Origin of the sequence: Klebsiella sp. A52, assembly GCF_018388785.1 — a bacterium.
GTDB classification, from domain to species: domain Bacteria; phylum Pseudomonadota; class Gammaproteobacteria; order Enterobacterales; family Enterobacteriaceae; genus Klebsiella; species Klebsiella aerogenes.
In genome coordinates, this window is record NZ_CP074437.1 from 3,265,915 (window position 1) to 3,280,763 (window position 14,849).

At 52.9% G+C, this 14,849-nt stretch carries 15 protein-coding genes, 2 pseudogenes and 1 riboswitch; of the genes and pseudogenes, 11 read left to right on the forward strand and 6 right to left on the reverse strand.

Translation table 11 applies throughout. The features are described from left to right. Nucleotides 1–14 precede the first annotated feature (14 nt). The 4 genes and pseudogenes from KGA69_RS15425 to htpX all read left to right on the forward strand — a co-directional run bounded on the left by KGA69_RS15425 (nucleotide 15) and on the right by htpX (nucleotide 4,479). A pseudogene (locus KGA69_RS15425) lies at nucleotides 15–528 on the forward strand (GAF domain-containing protein). A gap of 81 nt (nucleotides 529–609) precedes the next feature. After that, nucleotides 610–1,293 (forward strand): RNA chaperone ProQ, encoded by a 684-nt coding sequence (gene proQ, locus KGA69_RS15430; RefSeq protein WP_015366026.1) that lies wholly within the window; start codon nucleotides 610–612, stop codon nucleotides 1,291–1,293. A gap of 19 nt (nucleotides 1,294–1,312) precedes the next feature. Continuing rightward, nucleotides 1,313–3,361 carry a carboxy terminal-processing peptidase gene (gene prc / locus KGA69_RS15435; protein WP_045390372.1) on the forward strand — a complete coding sequence of 683 codons (2,049 nt, stop codon included), beginning with the start codon at nucleotides 1,313–1,315 and terminating at the stop codon, nucleotides 3,359–3,361. Between the two features lie 233 nt (nucleotides 3,362–3,594). Then, nucleotides 3,595–4,479 (forward strand): protease HtpX, encoded by an 885-nt coding sequence (gene htpX, locus KGA69_RS15440; RefSeq protein WP_045390374.1) that lies wholly within the window; start codon nucleotides 3,595–3,597, stop codon nucleotides 4,477–4,479. Nucleotides 4,480–4,549: 70 nt separating this feature from the next. On the opposite strand, the gene KGA69_RS15445 is transcribed toward htpX, so the two are convergent. Next, on the reverse strand, nucleotides 4,550–5,920 hold the full coding sequence (locus KGA69_RS15445) for an MFS transporter (protein WP_045390376.1): 1,371 nt from the start codon (nucleotides 5,918–5,920) through the stop codon (nucleotides 4,550–4,552). Nucleotides 5,921–6,097: 177 nt separating this feature from the next. On the opposite strand from KGA69_RS15445, the gene kdgR reads away from it, so the two are divergent. Next, entirely contained in the window at nucleotides 6,098–6,889 is a 792-nt protein-coding gene (gene kdgR / locus KGA69_RS15450) for a DNA-binding transcriptional regulator KdgR (RefSeq protein WP_045390378.1), read from the forward strand. 43 nt (nucleotides 6,890–6,932) lie between these two features. On the opposite strand, the gene KGA69_RS15455 is transcribed toward kdgR, so the two are convergent. Further along, nucleotides 6,933–7,172 carry a YobH family protein gene (locus KGA69_RS15455; RefSeq protein ID WP_015705933.1) on the reverse strand — a complete coding sequence of 80 codons (240 nt, stop codon included), beginning with the start codon at nucleotides 7,170–7,172 and terminating at the stop codon, nucleotides 6,933–6,935. A gap of 159 nt (nucleotides 7,173–7,331) precedes the next feature. On the opposite strand from KGA69_RS15455, the gene mgrB reads away from it, so the two are divergent. From mgrB to rlmA, 6 genes and pseudogenes are all read left to right on the forward strand, one after another. Beyond that, nucleotides 7,332–7,475 (forward strand): PhoP/PhoQ regulatory lipoprotein MgrB, encoded by a 144-nt coding sequence (gene mgrB / locus KGA69_RS15460; protein WP_015366032.1) that lies wholly within the window; start codon nucleotides 7,332–7,334, stop codon nucleotides 7,473–7,475. 74 nt (nucleotides 7,476–7,549) lie between these two features. Further along, nucleotides 7,550–7,840, forward strand: a complete 291-nt coding sequence (locus KGA69_RS15465; RefSeq protein WP_045390380.1) for a YebO family protein — start codon at nucleotides 7,550–7,552, stop codon at nucleotides 7,838–7,840. Between the two features lie 640 nt (nucleotides 7,841–8,480). Beyond that, nucleotides 8,481–8,625: pseudogene (locus KGA69_RS15470) on the forward strand (DUF2627 domain-containing protein). A gap of 12 nt (nucleotides 8,626–8,637) precedes the next feature. Continuing rightward, the gene (gene cspE / locus KGA69_RS15475; RefSeq protein WP_001062678.1) at nucleotides 8,638–8,847 is read left to right on the forward strand and encodes a transcription antiterminator/RNA stability regulator CspE; all 210 of its coding nucleotides are present in this window, start codon (nucleotides 8,638–8,640) and stop codon (nucleotides 8,845–8,847) included. A gap of 190 nt (nucleotides 8,848–9,037) precedes the next feature. Next, nucleotides 9,038–10,783, forward strand: a complete 1,746-nt coding sequence (gene ftsI, locus KGA69_RS15480) for a peptidoglycan glycosyltransferase FtsI (protein WP_045390382.1) — start codon at nucleotides 9,038–9,040, stop codon at nucleotides 10,781–10,783. A gap of 61 nt (nucleotides 10,784–10,844) precedes the next feature. Continuing rightward, nucleotides 10,845–11,639 (forward strand): 23S rRNA (guanine(745)-N(1))-methyltransferase, encoded by a 795-nt coding sequence (gene rlmA, locus KGA69_RS15485; RefSeq protein WP_045390384.1) that lies wholly within the window; start codon nucleotides 10,845–10,847, stop codon nucleotides 11,637–11,639. Between the two features lie 3 nt (nucleotides 11,640–11,642). On the opposite strand, the gene mntP is transcribed toward rlmA, so the two are convergent. The 4 genes from mntP to KGA69_RS15505 all read right to left on the reverse strand — a co-directional run bounded on the left by mntP (nucleotide 11,643) and on the right by KGA69_RS15505 (nucleotide 14,838). Then, the gene (gene mntP / locus KGA69_RS15490; protein WP_045390386.1) at nucleotides 11,643–12,209 is read right to left on the reverse strand and encodes a manganese efflux pump MntP; all 567 of its coding nucleotides are present in this window, start codon (nucleotides 12,207–12,209) and stop codon (nucleotides 11,643–11,645) included. A gap of 62 nt (nucleotides 12,210–12,271) precedes the next feature. Then, a riboswitch (yybP-ykoY riboswitch) is annotated at nucleotides 12,272–12,420 on the reverse strand. Nucleotides 12,421–12,619: 199 nt separating this feature from the next. Continuing rightward, the gene (locus KGA69_RS15495) at nucleotides 12,620–13,078 is read right to left on the reverse strand and encodes a DUF986 family protein (RefSeq protein ID WP_045390389.1); all 459 of its coding nucleotides are present in this window, start codon (nucleotides 13,076–13,078) and stop codon (nucleotides 12,620–12,622) included. 95 nt (nucleotides 13,079–13,173) lie between these two features. Beyond that, nucleotides 13,174–14,025 (reverse strand): PTS mannose transporter subunit IID, encoded by an 852-nt coding sequence (locus tag KGA69_RS15500; RefSeq protein WP_015366038.1) that lies wholly within the window; start codon nucleotides 14,023–14,025, stop codon nucleotides 13,174–13,176. 12 nt (nucleotides 14,026–14,037) lie between these two features. Further along, nucleotides 14,038–14,838 carry a PTS mannose/fructose/sorbose transporter subunit IIC gene (locus tag KGA69_RS15505; RefSeq protein WP_015366039.1) on the reverse strand — a complete coding sequence of 267 codons (801 nt, stop codon included), beginning with the start codon at nucleotides 14,836–14,838 and terminating at the stop codon, nucleotides 14,038–14,040. Nucleotides 14,839–14,849 lie beyond the last annotated feature (11 nt).

Below are 14,849 nucleotides of genomic sequence, written 5' to 3' on the forward strand. Positions count from 1 at the left end.
TAAGTGATTAAAAAATGAACAAAACAGAATTCTACGCGGATCTGAACCGCGATTTCCAGGCGCTTATGGCAGGCGAAACCAGTTTTTTGGCAATGATCTCCAATACCAGCGCGTTGTTGTTTGAACGCCTGGAAGAGGTCAACTGGGCCGGTTTTTACCTGCTGGAAGGCGACACGCTGGTGCTGGGGCCGTTCCAGGGTAAGCTGGCCTGTGTACGTATTCCTGTCGGCCGCGGCGTGTGCGGTTCCGCCGTGGCGCAGAACCGCGTCCAGCGCGTGGAAGATGTCCATGCCTTTGATGGCCATATCGCCTGTGACGCCGCCAGCAATTCGGAAATCGTCTTTCCGTTGCAGGTGAATAATCAGATTATCGGCGTACTGGATATCGATAGCACGGCGTATTCCCGCTTCACCGCAGAAGACGAACAGGGGCTTGCAGAGCTGGTCTCGCGCCTTGAAACGCTGATTGCGGCGACCGATTATCAAAAAATCTTTGCCCACGTCGCAGGATAATCAACGGATAACGTAGCATTTAGCGATGACGTCATTATAATGACGCCTGTTCATGCCTGCGGCTTGTTGGCTACGTCCGTTGTAATCAGGAAATTTCATGGAAAATCAACCTAAGTTGAATAGCAGTAAAGAAGTAATCGCGTTTCTGGCCGAACGTTTTCCTCAGTGTTTCAGCGCTGAAGGCGAAGCGCGCCCCCTGAAAATCGGTATTTTTCAGGATCTTGTAGAGCGAGTTGGCGGCGAGATGAATCTCAGCAAAACCCAACTGCGCGCTGCCTTACGTCTTTATACTTCGAGCTGGCGTTATCTGTACGGCGTGAAAGCGGGAGCGATTCGCGTCGATCTCGACGGTAACCCGTGCGGCGAACTGGAAGAGCAACACGTTGCTCACGCCCGTCAGCAGCTCGAAGAAGCCAAAGCCCGCGTTCAGGCGCAGCGCGCCAGCCAGCAGGCGAAGAAGCGCGAAGCCGCTGCCGCGGCAGGCCAGCAGGAAGAAGGGGCACGCCGCGAGCGTAAACCGCGTCCTCAGCCGCAGGCTCGCCGTAAAGAAGGTAGTGAACAGCGTAAGCCGCGTCCTGCAGCTGCCAAAGCACCGCGTGAAGAGCAACGCCTTACCCCGGTGTCTGACGTCTCTGTATTGAGCGTCGGTCAGGCTCTGAAGGTGAAAGCAGGCAACAACGCAATGGACGCCACCGTTGTGGAAATCACCAAAGATGGCGTTCGTGTACAGCTGACTTCTGGTATGTCAATGATTGTACGCGCAGAACACCTGGTGTTCTGAAACGGAGGCCGGGCCAGGCATGAACAAACTTTTTAAGCTCACCGCGCTTGCGGGCCTGCTAGCAATAGCAGGCCATGCCTTCGCCGTGGACGATATCACCCGAGTCGATCAAATTCCCGTGCTGAAAGAAGAGCCGCAGCACGCGACGGTGAGTGAGCGCGTTACCTCGCGCTTTACTCGCTCCCATTATCGGCAGTTTGATCTCGACAACGCCTTTTCGGCAAAAATTTTCGACCGCTATCTGAATCTGCTGGATTACAGCCATAACGTGCTGCTGGCCAGCGACGTTTCTCAGTTTGCGGCGCAAAAAAATAAAATCGGCGACGAACTGCGCAGCGGTAAACTGGACGTTTTCTACGACCTGTATAACCTCGCGCAGAAGCGTCGCTTTGAGCGTTACCAGTACGCCTTAAAGGTACTGGATCGTCCGATGAATTTTACCGGCAACGACAACTTCAATCTCGATCGCAGCAAGGCACCGTGGCCGAAGGATGAATCCGAGCTTAACGCGTTGTGGGACGCCAAGGTGAAGTTCGATGAACTAAGCCTGAAGCTGGCGGGTAAAGACGAGAAAGAAATTCGTGAAACCCTGACTCGTCGCTACAAGTTTGCGATTCGTCGCCTGGCCCAAACCAACAGCGAAGACGTCTTCTCGCTGGCGATGACCGCTTTCGCGCGCGAAATCGACCCGCATACCAACTATCTCTCCCCGCGTAACACCGAACAGTTCAATACTGAAATGAGCTTGTCTCTGGAAGGTATTGGCGCGGTGCTGCAAATGGACGACGACTATACGGTGATCAATTCACTGGTTGCCGGTGGTCCTGCGGCGAAGAGCAAAGCGATTAGCGTTGGCGACCGTATCGTCGGCGTCGGTCAGCCGGGTAAGAGCATGGTCGATGTCATCGGCTGGCGGTTGGACGATGTTGTCGCGCTGATCAAAGGGCCGAAGGGCAGCAAAGTTCGCCTGGAAGTTCTGCCGGCTGGCAAAGGGGCGAAAACCCGAATTGTTACTCTGACCCGCGAACGTATTCGTCTTGAAGACCGTGCGGTTAAGATGTCGGTCAAAACCGTCGGTAAAGAAAAAGTCGGCGTGCTGGATATCCCGGGCTTCTACGTTGGCCTGACCGATGACGTCAAAGTGCAACTGCAGAAGCTGGAAAAACAGAATGTCAGCAGCATCGTCATCGATCTGCGCAGTAACGGCGGTGGCGCGCTGACGGAGGCGGTTTCGCTCTCTGGTCTGTTTATCCCATCCGGCCCGGTGGTGCAGGTGCGTGATAACAACGGTAAGGTTCGCGAAGATAGCGATACCGACGGTGTCGTCTACTATAAAGGTCCGCTGGTGGTCCTGGTCGATCGCTTCAGCGCCTCGGCATCGGAAATTTTTGCCGCCGCGATGCAGGACTATGGCCGTGCGCTGATCGTCGGCGAGCAGACCTTTGGTAAAGGAACCGTTCAGCAGTATCGTTCGCTAAACCGTATCTACGATCAGATGTTGCGCCCGGAATGGCCGGCGTTAGGTTCCGTACAGTACACCATCCAGAAGTTCTACCGCATTAACGGCGGCAGCACTCAGCGTAAAGGGGTTACTCCGGACATCATGATGCCAACCGGTAAAGAAGATCGCGATACCGGCGAGCAGTATGAAGATAACGCGCTGCCGTGGGATAGTATCGATCCGGCGACCTACGTGAAGTCCGGCGATATGAAACCGTTCGAACCTGAACTGCTTAAGCGCCATGAAGACCGTATCGCGAAAGATCCGGAATTCCAGTACATCATGAAGGATATTGCGCGCTTTAACGCTATGAAAGACAAGCGCAATATTGTTTCTCTGAACTACGCGCAGCGTGAGAAAGAGAATGAAGAAGATGATGCAATTCGTCTGGCGCGAGTGAACGATCGCCTGAAACGCGAAGGCAAGCCGCTGCTCAAAAAGATTGACGATCTGCCGAAGGATTATCAAGAACCGGATCCGTATCTTGATGAGACCGTGCATATCGCCATTGACCTGGCGCAACAGGAAAAAGCTCAGCCTCCGGTAGAGCCGCCGGTTAGCAAATAACTCCTCAACGGGCACAAGTGATTGTGCCCGTTTCTTTTTCTCCCTTCATCTGCCCGTCGACTTTATTCAACAAAAATGTCAACACTCTCTCAGGTGTCAGCGATATGCTACAAAATGTAAAGTTGTGTCTTTCTCGTGACTTAGCAGGGCCTGATAGTTGAAAATTAGCATCTGACCCATACGATATGGGTATCGCATAGTGCGTTTTGTTAAATCGAGGTAAAAAGAATATTATGATGCGAATCGCGCTTTTCCTGCTGACTAACCTGGCAGTCATGGTGGTATTTGGCCTGGTGCTTAGCCTGACGGGGATCCAGTCGAGCAGCATGACCGGCCTGCTGATCATGGCGCTGCTGTTTGGTTTTGGCGGCTCGATCGTTTCGCTGCTGATGTCGAAATGGATGGCGCTGAAGTCGGTTGGTGGGGAAGTTATCGAGCAGCCGCGTAACGAAACTGAGCGTTGGCTGATGAACACCGTCGCGCAGCAGGCGCAGCAGGCGGGCATCGGCATGCCGCAGGTGGCGATTTATCACGCCCCGGACATTAACGCCTTCGCCACCGGCGCGCGCCGCGACGCTTCTCTGGTCGCTGTGAGCACCGGCTTGCTGCAGAATATGAGCCGTGACGAAGCGGAAGCCGTTATCGCTCACGAAATCAGCCATATTGCCAATGGCGACATGGTCACCATGACGCTGATTCAGGGGGTAGTGAACACCTTCGTTATCTTTATCTCCCGCGTTATCGCGCAGATTGCGGCTGGTTTCCTCGGCGGTAATCGTGAAGATGAAGGCGAAAGCAGCAACGGTAACCCGCTTATCTACTTTGCGGTCGCTACCGTACTGGAACTGGTGTTCGGTATTCTCGCCAGCATCATTACCATGTGGTTCTCGCGCTATCGTGAATTCCACGCCGATGCTGGTTCCGCCAAACTGGTCGGCCGTGAGAAGATGATTGCTGCATTGCAGCGCTTGAAAACCAGCTATGAACCGCAGGAAGCGAGCAGCATGATGGCGTTCTGTATCAACGGTAAAGCGAAGTCGATGAGCGAACTGTTCATGACCCACCCGCCGTTGGACAAACGCATTGAAGCGCTGCGCAGCGGGGAATACCTGAAATAATCTGGCGTGCAGACGTTGAAAATAAAAATCCGCAGCTTTCGGGCTGCGGATTTTTTTTGGCCGCGCGTTATCAGGCGGCGCGCGGTTGAGTTACGCGTAGTCCGCTGATGGCAGCGGCAACCACCGCCAGGGCGCCTGCCAGCAGAAGCGCGGTATGGGTGCCGCTATCGCCCGCCAGGTTAAACAGCAGGGCGACCAGCGCGGCGCCGCTACTTTGTCCCAGTAAGCGTGCGGTACCTAACATGCCGCTGGCGCCGCCGCTGCGATGAGCTGGCGCGGAGGAGACAATAGTATGGTTGTTTGGCGACTGAAACAGCCCGAAGCCCGCGCCGCACAGCGCCATCCGCCAGATAATATCGAGGTCGGAAGGGGAAGAGGGTAATAGCGCAAGGCCAAACAGGCCGCAGGCCATGATCAGCAACCCCATTGCCCCCAGTAGCCCGGCATGAACTTTCTCTATCAGGTAACCCGCCAGAGGGGCCATCACCATGGTCGCCAATGGCCACGGCGTTAACAGCAGCCCGGTCTCTACTTCACTGCGTCCGATAACGGTTTGCAGGAAAAAGGGCAGGGATACCATCGCCAGCATCTGGGCGCAAAAAGAACAGATTGAGGTACAGATAGAGAGCGAAAAGATCGGAATTCGCAGTAAATCAACGGGTAGCAGTGGTACCGGCATGCGCAACTGCCGTCGCACAAAGAAGAAGCCGATAATCAGCATGGCGATGACTTCCGCGAGCACCAGATAACCGGATTGCCCCTGGGCAAAGCCGCCGAGCGCCGTGATGAGCAGCCCGAAGGTGAGAGCGTTCATGATCGCGCTCGGCAGATCGAAACGGGTAATTTTGCTGGCGGCGCTGTTGGGCGGCAAAAAACGCATAGCGAGGAAAATAGAAATAATCCCCAGCGGTACGTTGATTAAAAACAGCCATTGCCAGGAGGCGAGCGAAAGAATAGCGGCGGCAATGGTTGGCCCCGCGGCGGAGGATACGGCGACAACGAAAGAGTTGATGCCCATTCCACGTCCTAGCTGCCTTTTAGGATAGATAAGGCGAATCAGCGCCGTGTTGACGCTCATCAGCGCTGCGCCACCTAAACCTTGAGCCACTCGCGCCAGCGTCAACATCTCAAGGCTTCGGGAAAGTGCGCAAATCAACGAGGTGATAGTAAATACCACCAGACCGATTTTATAGATGCGCCGATAGCCAACCATATCGCCAAGAAACGATAGCGGTAGCAGGGCGATGACAATAGCGATTTGATAAGCGTTGACTATCCAGATTGACGATGCCGGCGAAGCATTGAGGTCGGTGGCAATCGTCGGCAGGGCGACGTTGGCGATAGCGCCATCAAGTACGGCCATCGTCAAGCCTAAAACAATCGTCAGAATGGCGCCGTAGCGCTGCGGCGCCGGCAGGCCATCCAAAAATTTTTTATCCATGTGAAGTTTAAGTCTTAGAGGAAACTATTTTCTGATTAATGATTTTAGCATTGATTATTCAACCATAAGTCGCAGATTTGTAACCAACTCGCAGAACAACGATTGCGACGGTCATAATGTGAATTTATAATAAAAAACAGTTCTGAATTTTATAAAACAGTTACGATGAGGTGAACAATGGCAGCTGCTGATATGGATAAACAGCCAGATTCTGTCTCTTCAGTATTAAAAGTTTTTGGCATCCTGCAGGCTTTGGGCGAAGAGCGTGAGATTGGTATCACCGAATTGTCACAGCGTGTGATGATGTCTAAAAGCACGGTGTATCGTTTTTTACAGACTATGAAGTCGCTGGGCTATGTCGCACAGGAAGGCGAGTCTGAGAAATATTCTTTAACGTTGAAGTTGTTCGAGCTTGGCGCGCGGGCATTGCAGAACGTTGATCTGATCCGCAGCGCTGATATCCAGATGCGCGAAATTTCGCGTCTGACTAAAGAGACGATTCACCTCGGCGCGCTGGATGAAGACAGCATCGTTTATATCCACAAAATTGATTCCATGTATAACCTGCGGATGTATTCGCGTATCGGTCGTCGTAATCCGCTGTATAGCACCGCCATTGGTAAAGTGCTGCTGGCGTGGCGCGAGCGGGCGGAAGTCGAGCAAATCATGGAGGGCGTGGAGTACAAACGTAGCACCGAGCGAACCATTACCGATACCAGCGAGCTGTTGAAAGTGCTGGACCAGGTGCGCGAGCAGGGCTATGGCGAAGACAATGAGGAGCAGGAAGAAGGATTACGCTGTATTGCGGTGCCGGTCTTCGATCGCTTTGGCGTGGTGATTGCCGGCTTGAGTATTTCCTTCCCGACGCTGCGCTTCTCTGAAGAACGTTTGCACGAGTATGTGGCGATGCTGCATGCCGCCGCGCGTAAGATTTCCGAGCAGATGGGTTATAACAATTATCCGTTCTGATAGTCAGCGGGAGCTACAGCGCGATGCTGTAGCTCCACTTGTATTAACCCTGATCGATAACCTTCACGCTTTTGCGCAGAATCGGGCAGTTGGTAATGCCGATAATACCGCTATCAGAGTGAACATATTGTGCGGTGGTGATGCCTTGCGCCGTCAGGTATTTGCACTGTAGTCCCAGCCCGCCAGCATTCTGATTGCTGCCAATTAATACCCCATAACCGCTTAATAATACGCCAATCCAGACGATCGCCAGTATGACAATAGAGCGAATGATCAATCGCATTGTTGCCTCGTTATTTGTATGATCCTGACGTTTATTCTGGCACGAACATTATTTGATACAAGTCTATGATTCCTAAACTCGCCTTTCGTATTACAGTTAGCCGCGGTTTAAGAAGGCCGTGTTATCCTGGCAACATCTGATTATGGTACGGAGAGTGGAGTGAAAAAATTACGCTGGGTTTTGCTGATTGTTGTCATAGCGGGCTGTTTACTGCTGTGGACTCAGATGCTTAACGTAATGTGCGATCAGGATGTGCAATTTTTCAGCGGTATTTGCGCTATTAACAAGTTCATCCCCTGGTAAGACATTTTTGTGCCGACGGATTTTCTTCTGCCGCGCGGGTGGTAGAATGAACGCCTTCTCTTTGAGGTGGTGAAATGAGTGAGTTATTGAATCCTGGGATTGTAAGTCTGGCGTCTCTGGCGCTTTCCGTTGTACTGCTGCTGGTGGGGCTGCTGCTGTGGTTCTTTGTGAATCGCGCCAGTTCACGTAGCAATGAGCAAATCGAACTGCTGCAGTCGCTGTTGGATCAACAAAAGCGGCAGAATGCGCTGCTGCGCCGTCTCTGTGAAGCCAATGAGCCGGAGAAAGAAGAGGTTGCTGAACCTTCAGCGGCTGAGAAGGAGAAAAACGACGACGATTTCATTCGTCTCGTTGCCGAACGTTAAGTTGATGAACAGGTGTGCACATCATGTGCGCGCCTGTGAGTGTCATAAAATTTTGCTATAACTTATTCTTATATAATCCCTTATTCTGCCTCAAACTGTTTCCGTTTAATGGATTAAACATCCATGCTCTATTTCACATATTGAATAATCTTTTGAGCTAATCAAAAAAAGTAATAACGAAACGTTTCTATTGCCTGCGGGCAATACTTTGTCATTAATGTTTCATTATTAACGTCTATTTTAGCGAATATTTGTGTGGTAACGAGTTAGCGGTTTAATTAACTCTACTACTGGCATAGTTCAGGCGATTTCCTCTTGTTCTTCAGCGCCATTTTCGCATCATTATGCACAATACGCCGCTGCGCCCCCTTAAATATGGCAGTTCGTATACGTACGTACCTGGACGAACAGAAGTTGTTGAGCTATGGTAAAAAAGTTGCATTTATCAGGCATACGTTATTGTTTGTTTGGTAACAATGCAAAGATAAGCCAGGCGCGGCAAAGACGCATAAATGTGCAGGCGATCAAATGATTTCCTGATAATTTGTGCGAACGATCGTGACACGTTTAAAAATGGCTTGCCATTATTTACGTTGTGTGTGATAACACGTTTCGGGTTAAACGAGGTACAGTTCTGTTTATGTGTGGCATTTTCAGTAAAGAAGTCCTGAGTAAACACGTTGTCGTTGAATACCGCTTCTCTGCCGAACCTTATATTAGTGCCTCATGCAGTTATGTGTCAGTTTTATCTATGTAAGCACCTGCGGGTGAAGAAAACAGTTTAAGGAATTTTGCAAATGGCAAAGATTAAAGGTCAAGTTAAGTGGTTCAACGAGTCTAAAGGTTTTGGCTTCATTACTCCGGCTGATGGCAGCAAAGACGTGTTCGTACACTTCTCTGCAATCCAGGGTAACGGCTTCAAAACTCTGGCTGAAGGCCAGAACGTTGAGTTCGAAATTCAGGACGGCCAGAAAGGTCCGGCTGCAGTTAACGTAACTGCTATCTGATTCAAGACCACTCATCTTGTAAGAAAGCCTCGCTACTGCGGGGCTTTTTAGCATCTGTTGCAAAGTATTTCCAATATTTCCCCTCCGACGCGCTTTGTTGCAAAACATCACCCTTATTAGCACTGTTTAGCAGTCTGTTTTGCCAATTTTCTGTTAAATCAGGTGGTTGCAAAATAATGCTGGAGCTACGGTGCAAAAGAATAAAAGTAAGTCCGCCACAAATTTTCTCCCTATCCGTTTTGGGTTGCTGTGTGTGGCGATTTTGGGATGTCTTGGATTTCTGCTGGCGAGGGTAGGTTGGCTGCAAATCGTCTCTCCGGATAATCTGGTTAAACAAGAGGATATGCGTTCGCTGCGCGAAGAACCCATTGCCGTAATGCGCGGAACTATCAGCGATCGTGAAGGACGCCCGCTGGCGGTGAGCGTGCCGGTAAGCGCAATCTGGATAGATCCACAGACCATGCTGGAGAAGGGCGGCGTCGGCTATGGCCCGCGCTGGCAGGCTATGGCGGAAGCATTGCATCTCGATCTTATTGAGCTCTCTCATCGGGTGCAGTCGCATCCCCATGCCCGATTCCTCTATCTGGCGCGCCAGGTTAATCCGGAACAGGCCGACTGGATCGATAAATTGCACCTCCCGGGCGTTTATTTGCGCGATGAGTCCCGCCGTTTTTATCCGGCCGGACACGTCGCCGCCAACCTGCTGGGCTTTACCAACGTAGATAATCAGGGGATTGAGGGAGTTGAGAAAAGTTTTAACAAACAGCTCATGGGCACGCCTGGGCGTCGGCTGGTGCGCAAAGACCGCCACGGTCATGTGATAGAAAATATTACCGAGCAGGCCCCCGTTCCGGCACATAACCTGCAACTTAGTATCGACGAGCGGCTGCAAACGGTCACGGAGGATGCGCTGGATAATGCCGTGCGTTGGAATAAGGCGGAATCAGGCGCGGCGGTGTTGATCAAGATTGATACCGGCGAAATCCTGTCGATGGCCAGCTACCCGGATTTTAACCCTAATAACCGCGACAGCGCCCAGCTCGATGATTTTCGAAATCGCGCTATCAGCGATACCTTTGAGCCGGGTTCAACGGTCAAACCGCTGGTGATTATGACCGCGTTACAGCAGGGTATCGTGCAGCCGGATAGCGTCGTCGATACCCATCCCTTTACGCTTGATGGTCATCGCATCCGCGACGTGGGTTATTATCCCGAGCTGACGCTCACCGGTATCCTGCAAAAATCGAGTGATACAGGAGTTTCGCACCTCTCACTGGCAATGCCGGTGCAACACTTGATCGACACTTATAAGGCCTTTGGCTTTGGCGACCCGACCGGGCTTGGCTTGACCGGCGAAAGCTCCGGGTTAATGCCGCATCGCCGTTATTGGGGCGAGCTGGATCGCGCCACCTTCGCTTTTGGCTATGGACTGATGGTAACTCCGCTGCAGCTGGCGCATGTCTATGCAACGATCGGCGGTTACGGTATTGAGCGCCCGCTGTCGATAACCCGTATCGACCCGCCTGTCATCGGTACGCGAGTCATGCCGCAAGAGATCGTGCATGAAGTTGAACATATGATGGAGAGCGTGGCGCTGCCGGGCGGCGGCGGTACAAAAGCGGCGGTACGTGATTATCGGATAGCGGTGAAAACCGGCACGGCGAAGAAAATTGGCCCTGACGGAAAATATATCGATAAATATGTCGCCTACACCGCCGGCGTGGCGCCGGCCAGTCAGCCGAAGTTTGCGCTGGTGGTGGTGATAAACGACCCCAGCAACGGTAAATACTACGGTGGGGCGGTATCCGCGCCGGTGTTCAGCCAGATCATGGGCGATGTGTTACGTCTGGAAAACGTGATGCCAGACGGTATGCCGCAAGGCTCTGAGAATCTTATCGTCATGCATAACCGCGAGGATCTGGCTCCCGCGTTGTAACAGTGGTCTGCGAGGGCGAATAGCGCTACACTTTCGCCCTTTCAGCGCCACCGGAGTTATCATGTCTTATACCTGCCCACTATGCCACGCGCCGCTTAGCCGCAGCGCAAATAGCTATATTTGCCCGCAGCGGCACCAGTTCGATCTGGCAAAGGAAGGGTATGTCAATTTACTGCCGGTGCAGTTCAAACGTTCACGTGACCCGGGCGATAGCGCTGAGATGATGCAGGCGCGTCGCGCCTTCCTCGATGGCGGATATTATCAACCCTTGCGCGAGGCGATTTGCGGCTATCTGCGGACTTTCGCGCCGGGCGAGCTGCTGGATATCGGCTGCGGCGAGGGATACTACACGCATGCTTTCGCCGCCATTGCCGCACGCAGTTTCGGCCTCGACGTCTCAAAATCGGCGATCCGCGCGGCCGCTAAACGTTACCCGCAGGTCGAATTCTGCGTGGCTTCCAGCCAACGGTTGCCTTTTGCCGATCGCTCTCTGGATGCCGTCGTGCGTATTTATGCGCCCTGTAACGCGGACGAATTAGCGCGTGTAGTGAAAGCCGGCGGTTGGGTGATAACCGCCACGCCGGGGCCGCGCCATTTGATGGAGCTGAAAGGGCTGATCTACGATGAAGTTCGTCTGCATGAACAGAACCGGGAGGCAATGCCGGGCTTTACGCTGCGTCATGAGCAGCAGTTAGCGTATCCGATGCAGTTGAGCGGCGCGCAGGCGGAAGCATTACTACAGATGACGCCGTTTGCCTGGCGAGCGAAACCGGAAGTTCGTGAGTCACTGCGCGAGCAGGAAACTTTTAGCTGCCAGACCGATTTCATGATCCACTGCTGGCAGCGCGAAGCGTAAGCGCTAAGGGGCGAAATGGCTCCACAGAATCTGTGCGCCGATACCGATTAGCACAATACCGCCGAGAATTTCGGCCCGTTTGCCGAGCAGCGGGCCGATAAAGCGGCCAACCATAATTCCCAGCGTCGACATGGTAAAGGTGGCGCAGCCGATAGCCAGCGCGGTGGCGATAATATTGACCTGCAGGAAAGCAAGACCCACGCCGACCGCCATCGCATCAAGACTGGTAGCGAATGCGGTGGTCACCAGCAGCCAGAAGCCGTGGCGGCGCGGCGCTTCACACTCCTCGTCATCACCGCCGCGAAAACCTTCAATGACCATTCGCCCGCCGAGAAACACCAGCAGTACGAACGCGATCCAGTGATTCCACTCCAGCACAAACTGGCTCGCCAACATGCCCAGGCCCCAGCCGACCAGCGGCGTCAGGGTTTCGATCGCGCCGAATATAAGACCGGTACGCAGCGCTTCGGAGAACTTAGGTTTATGCAGGGTGGCGCCTTTACCGATAGAAGCGGCAAACGCATCCATCGACATGCCGAAGGCAAGAAGAATAGTGGCAGATATGTTCATGAGCGTGTCCTGACCGGGGAATATCCATATGACACATCGCTGCCCCCAGTAAACATACGCGGAGCTTGAGCATAACGTACAGCAGTGATGTATCTATGGTCTCGCCTGATTGAACGACCGCTCAACCCGTACGTGCCACGTTTTGCAACGAGTATGTTGACACGTACATTTTCCACCTGCGGAAAATCGGCTACTCCCCAACGACGGGCGCAACCTTAACATATTTTTAGAAGATAAAACAATCACAGAAAAATAATATTAGCAACAATAAATGATAACGATTTTCATTTAAAATATTAAGTGAGGGATTGGTTAAATAATATAACGAGGATAGGTGAGTAAATATAGCCATGGCTATATATTCCGGCATCAATGAATGGCGAAAATATAGCGCAGGCTATATCTGTAACTTATTGACTGGTAACAAGTAGTTTGTATATTTTTTCCAGGTCGTCGATATTTCGTACGCGAATAAGCAGGCGCCGCTGCTCTAATTGCATCACCAGTACGCCGTCTTCCGACAAATTCATCGCTTTAATGCGTGGATATTCAATCCACACGTTGGCAAAGAAAAAGCCGTTCTTTTTGAACAAAATTCGCGGCGTACGGATCCAGAACAGATATAGCCCCATTAATGCCAGCGCAGATAATAACCAGGTGGTGATTATTTCACCGTGGCTGGCGATATTGTTGTAGATGAGAATTGCCGTCAGGCCGACGAAAATCATCCCGTCGACCCGTCCACGACGCAGCAGGGGGATTGATAGCAGGGTGGGGCCATGGCGGCGCGGCATGATGAATTGGTCGTAGATAGCGAAAGCCACCAGGGCGACGATAAACAGAATGAGCACCAGCTCCGTGATTGCCATTGATCCTCCAGGCTGCGTGGGCCTTCGCACAGGCGCACGTTTTAACGCTAAAAAAAAGCCGGGGACAAAGCTGTCCCCGGCCTACAACGTGACGATTATTGACCCAGCAGGCCGACCGCGTAGCCGGCGATACCGATGACGAAGAAGCCAACGATGATCCACAGCGGGTTGACTTTCTTACGCAGCAGCCACATACAGGCGAAGGTCAGCAGCAGCGGCACCAGTCCCGGCATCAACTGGTCAAGGATGGTCTGCACGGTGGTCACACGAGTCTGGCCATCCTGACCGGTGATAGTGGAAACCACCAGCGGGATATTAACGTGCGTCCATTTGTTGACCAGAGCTCCCATGACAAACAGGCCGAGGATTGACGCCCCCTCAGTCAGTTTCTGCAGGAAGCCGCCGCCCATATCCTTAACGATGTCCACGCCTTTACGATAGCCGTATGCTACGCCGTAGTAGCGGGTCAGCAGACGCACGGCATTGAACAGGATAAAGAACAACAGCGGACCGAGCAGGCTACCGCTCATCGCGATACCGGCGCCGAGTGCGGCGAATACAGGGCGTACGGTACCCCAGAAGATCGGGTCGCCGACGCCTGCCAGCGGCCCCATCAGGCCAACTTTGATACCGTTGATTGCGCCATCGTCGATTTCCGCGCCGTTAGCACGCTGCTCTTCCATCGCCAGAGTTACGCCGAGTACCGGCGCCGCGACGTACGGATGGGTGTTGAAGAACTCAAGGTGACGCTTAATAGCCTGCTTACGCGCATCGTTGTTCTCAGGGTACAGGCGACGGATTGCCGGAACCATAGAGAAGCAGAAGCCCAGCGCCTGCATACGTTCGAAGTTCCATGAACCCTGGAACAGGTTAGAACGAATGAACACGCCACGAATATCACTCTGAGTGAGTTTTTTCTCGGTGGTATTTTTAGTCATATCAACCATTTCGCTCACCTGTTAGTCCAGTTCGTTATCGAGATCGTTGTTACCAGCCGCCTGAGCCGGGGCACCCGCTACGCGGTTATATTTCGGGCTCAGCTGAATGTAGAGAATGGCCATGACGGCACCAATCACCCCCAGCGCAACCAGGTTGAAATTGGTGAAGGCCGCGGTGACGAAACCGAGGTAGAAGAACGGCATCAGGTAGCCCGCGCGCATCATGTTGATGACCATCGCGTAACCGACGACGACGATCATACCGCCCGCGATGTTCAGACCGCCAGTTACCACTTCCGGAATAGCGTTCAGCAGACCCTGAACTTCGCTGGTGCCGACAGAGATGGCTACGATAACCGCCGGGATGGCGATACGCATCGCCTGCAGGAACAGCGAGGAAACGTGCAGCCAGGAGATGGCCGTCAGGTTACCGTTTTCAGCGGCTTTATCCGCCGCGTGCTGGAAGGCAACGGTGATGGTACGCACGATAATGGTCAGAACCTGGCCTGCCGCCGCCAGCGGGATAGCCAGCGCGATACCGGCGCCGATGCTTTGGTGGCCGGCAATAACCAGTACGGTAGAAATAATGGACGCCAGCGCGGCATCAGGCGCAACCGCCGCACCGATGTTCATCCAGCCCAGGGCGATCATTTCCAGCGTACCGCCGATGATGATACCGGTTTTCATGTCGCCGAGAACGGCGCCGATTAAGGTACAGGCGACCAGAGGACGGTGGAACTGAAATTCATCAAGTACCGACTCCATACCCGCAATACACGCGACGATGAACACCAGCACAATCTGAAGAAGGGTAATCTCCATTGTACTTCTCC

Excerpts from the sequence above, each read along its gene's own strand:
- KGA69_RS15500 (WP_015366038.1), bottom strand. The coding sequence starts at position 14,025 with ATGGTTGATATGACTAAAAATACCACCGAGAAAAAACTCACTCAGAGT.
- proQ (WP_015366026.1), top strand. The coding sequence starts at position 610 with ATGGAAAATCAACCTAAGTTGAATAGCAGTAAAGAAGTAATCGCGTTT.
- mntP (WP_045390386.1), bottom strand. The coding sequence starts at position 12,209 with ATGAACATATCTGCCACTATTCTTCTTGCCTTCGGCATGTCGATGGAT.
- KGA69_RS15455 (WP_015705933.1), bottom strand. The coding sequence starts at position 7,172 with ATGCGATTGATCATTCGCTCTATTGTCATACTGGCGATCGTCTGGATT.
- rlmA (WP_045390384.1), top strand. The coding sequence starts at position 10,845 with ATGTCTTATACCTGCCCACTATGCCACGCGCCGCTTAGCCGCAGCGCA.
- htpX (WP_045390374.1), top strand. The coding sequence starts at position 3,595 with ATGATGCGAATCGCGCTTTTCCTGCTGACTAACCTGGCAGTCATGGTG.
- kdgR (WP_045390378.1), top strand. The coding sequence starts at position 6,098 with ATGGCAGCTGCTGATATGGATAAACAGCCAGATTCTGTCTCTTCAGTA.
- KGA69_RS15465 (WP_045390380.1), top strand. The coding sequence starts at position 7,550 with ATGAGTGAGTTATTGAATCCTGGGATTGTAAGTCTGGCGTCTCTGGCG.
- KGA69_RS15495 (WP_045390389.1), bottom strand. The coding sequence starts at position 13,078 with ATGGCAATCACGGAGCTGGTGCTCATTCTGTTTATCGTCGCCCTGGTG.
- KGA69_RS15505 (WP_015366039.1), bottom strand. The coding sequence starts at position 14,838 with ATGGAGATTACCCTTCTTCAGATTGTGCTGGTGTTCATCGTCGCGTGT.
- KGA69_RS15445 (WP_045390376.1), bottom strand. The coding sequence starts at position 5,920 with ATGGATAAAAAATTTTTGGATGGCCTGCCGGCGCCGCAGCGCTACGGC.
- cspE (WP_001062678.1), top strand. The coding sequence starts at position 8,638 with ATGGCAAAGATTAAAGGTCAAGTTAAGTGGTTCAACGAGTCTAAAGGT.
- prc (WP_045390372.1), top strand. The coding sequence starts at position 1,313 with ATGAACAAACTTTTTAAGCTCACCGCGCTTGCGGGCCTGCTAGCAATA.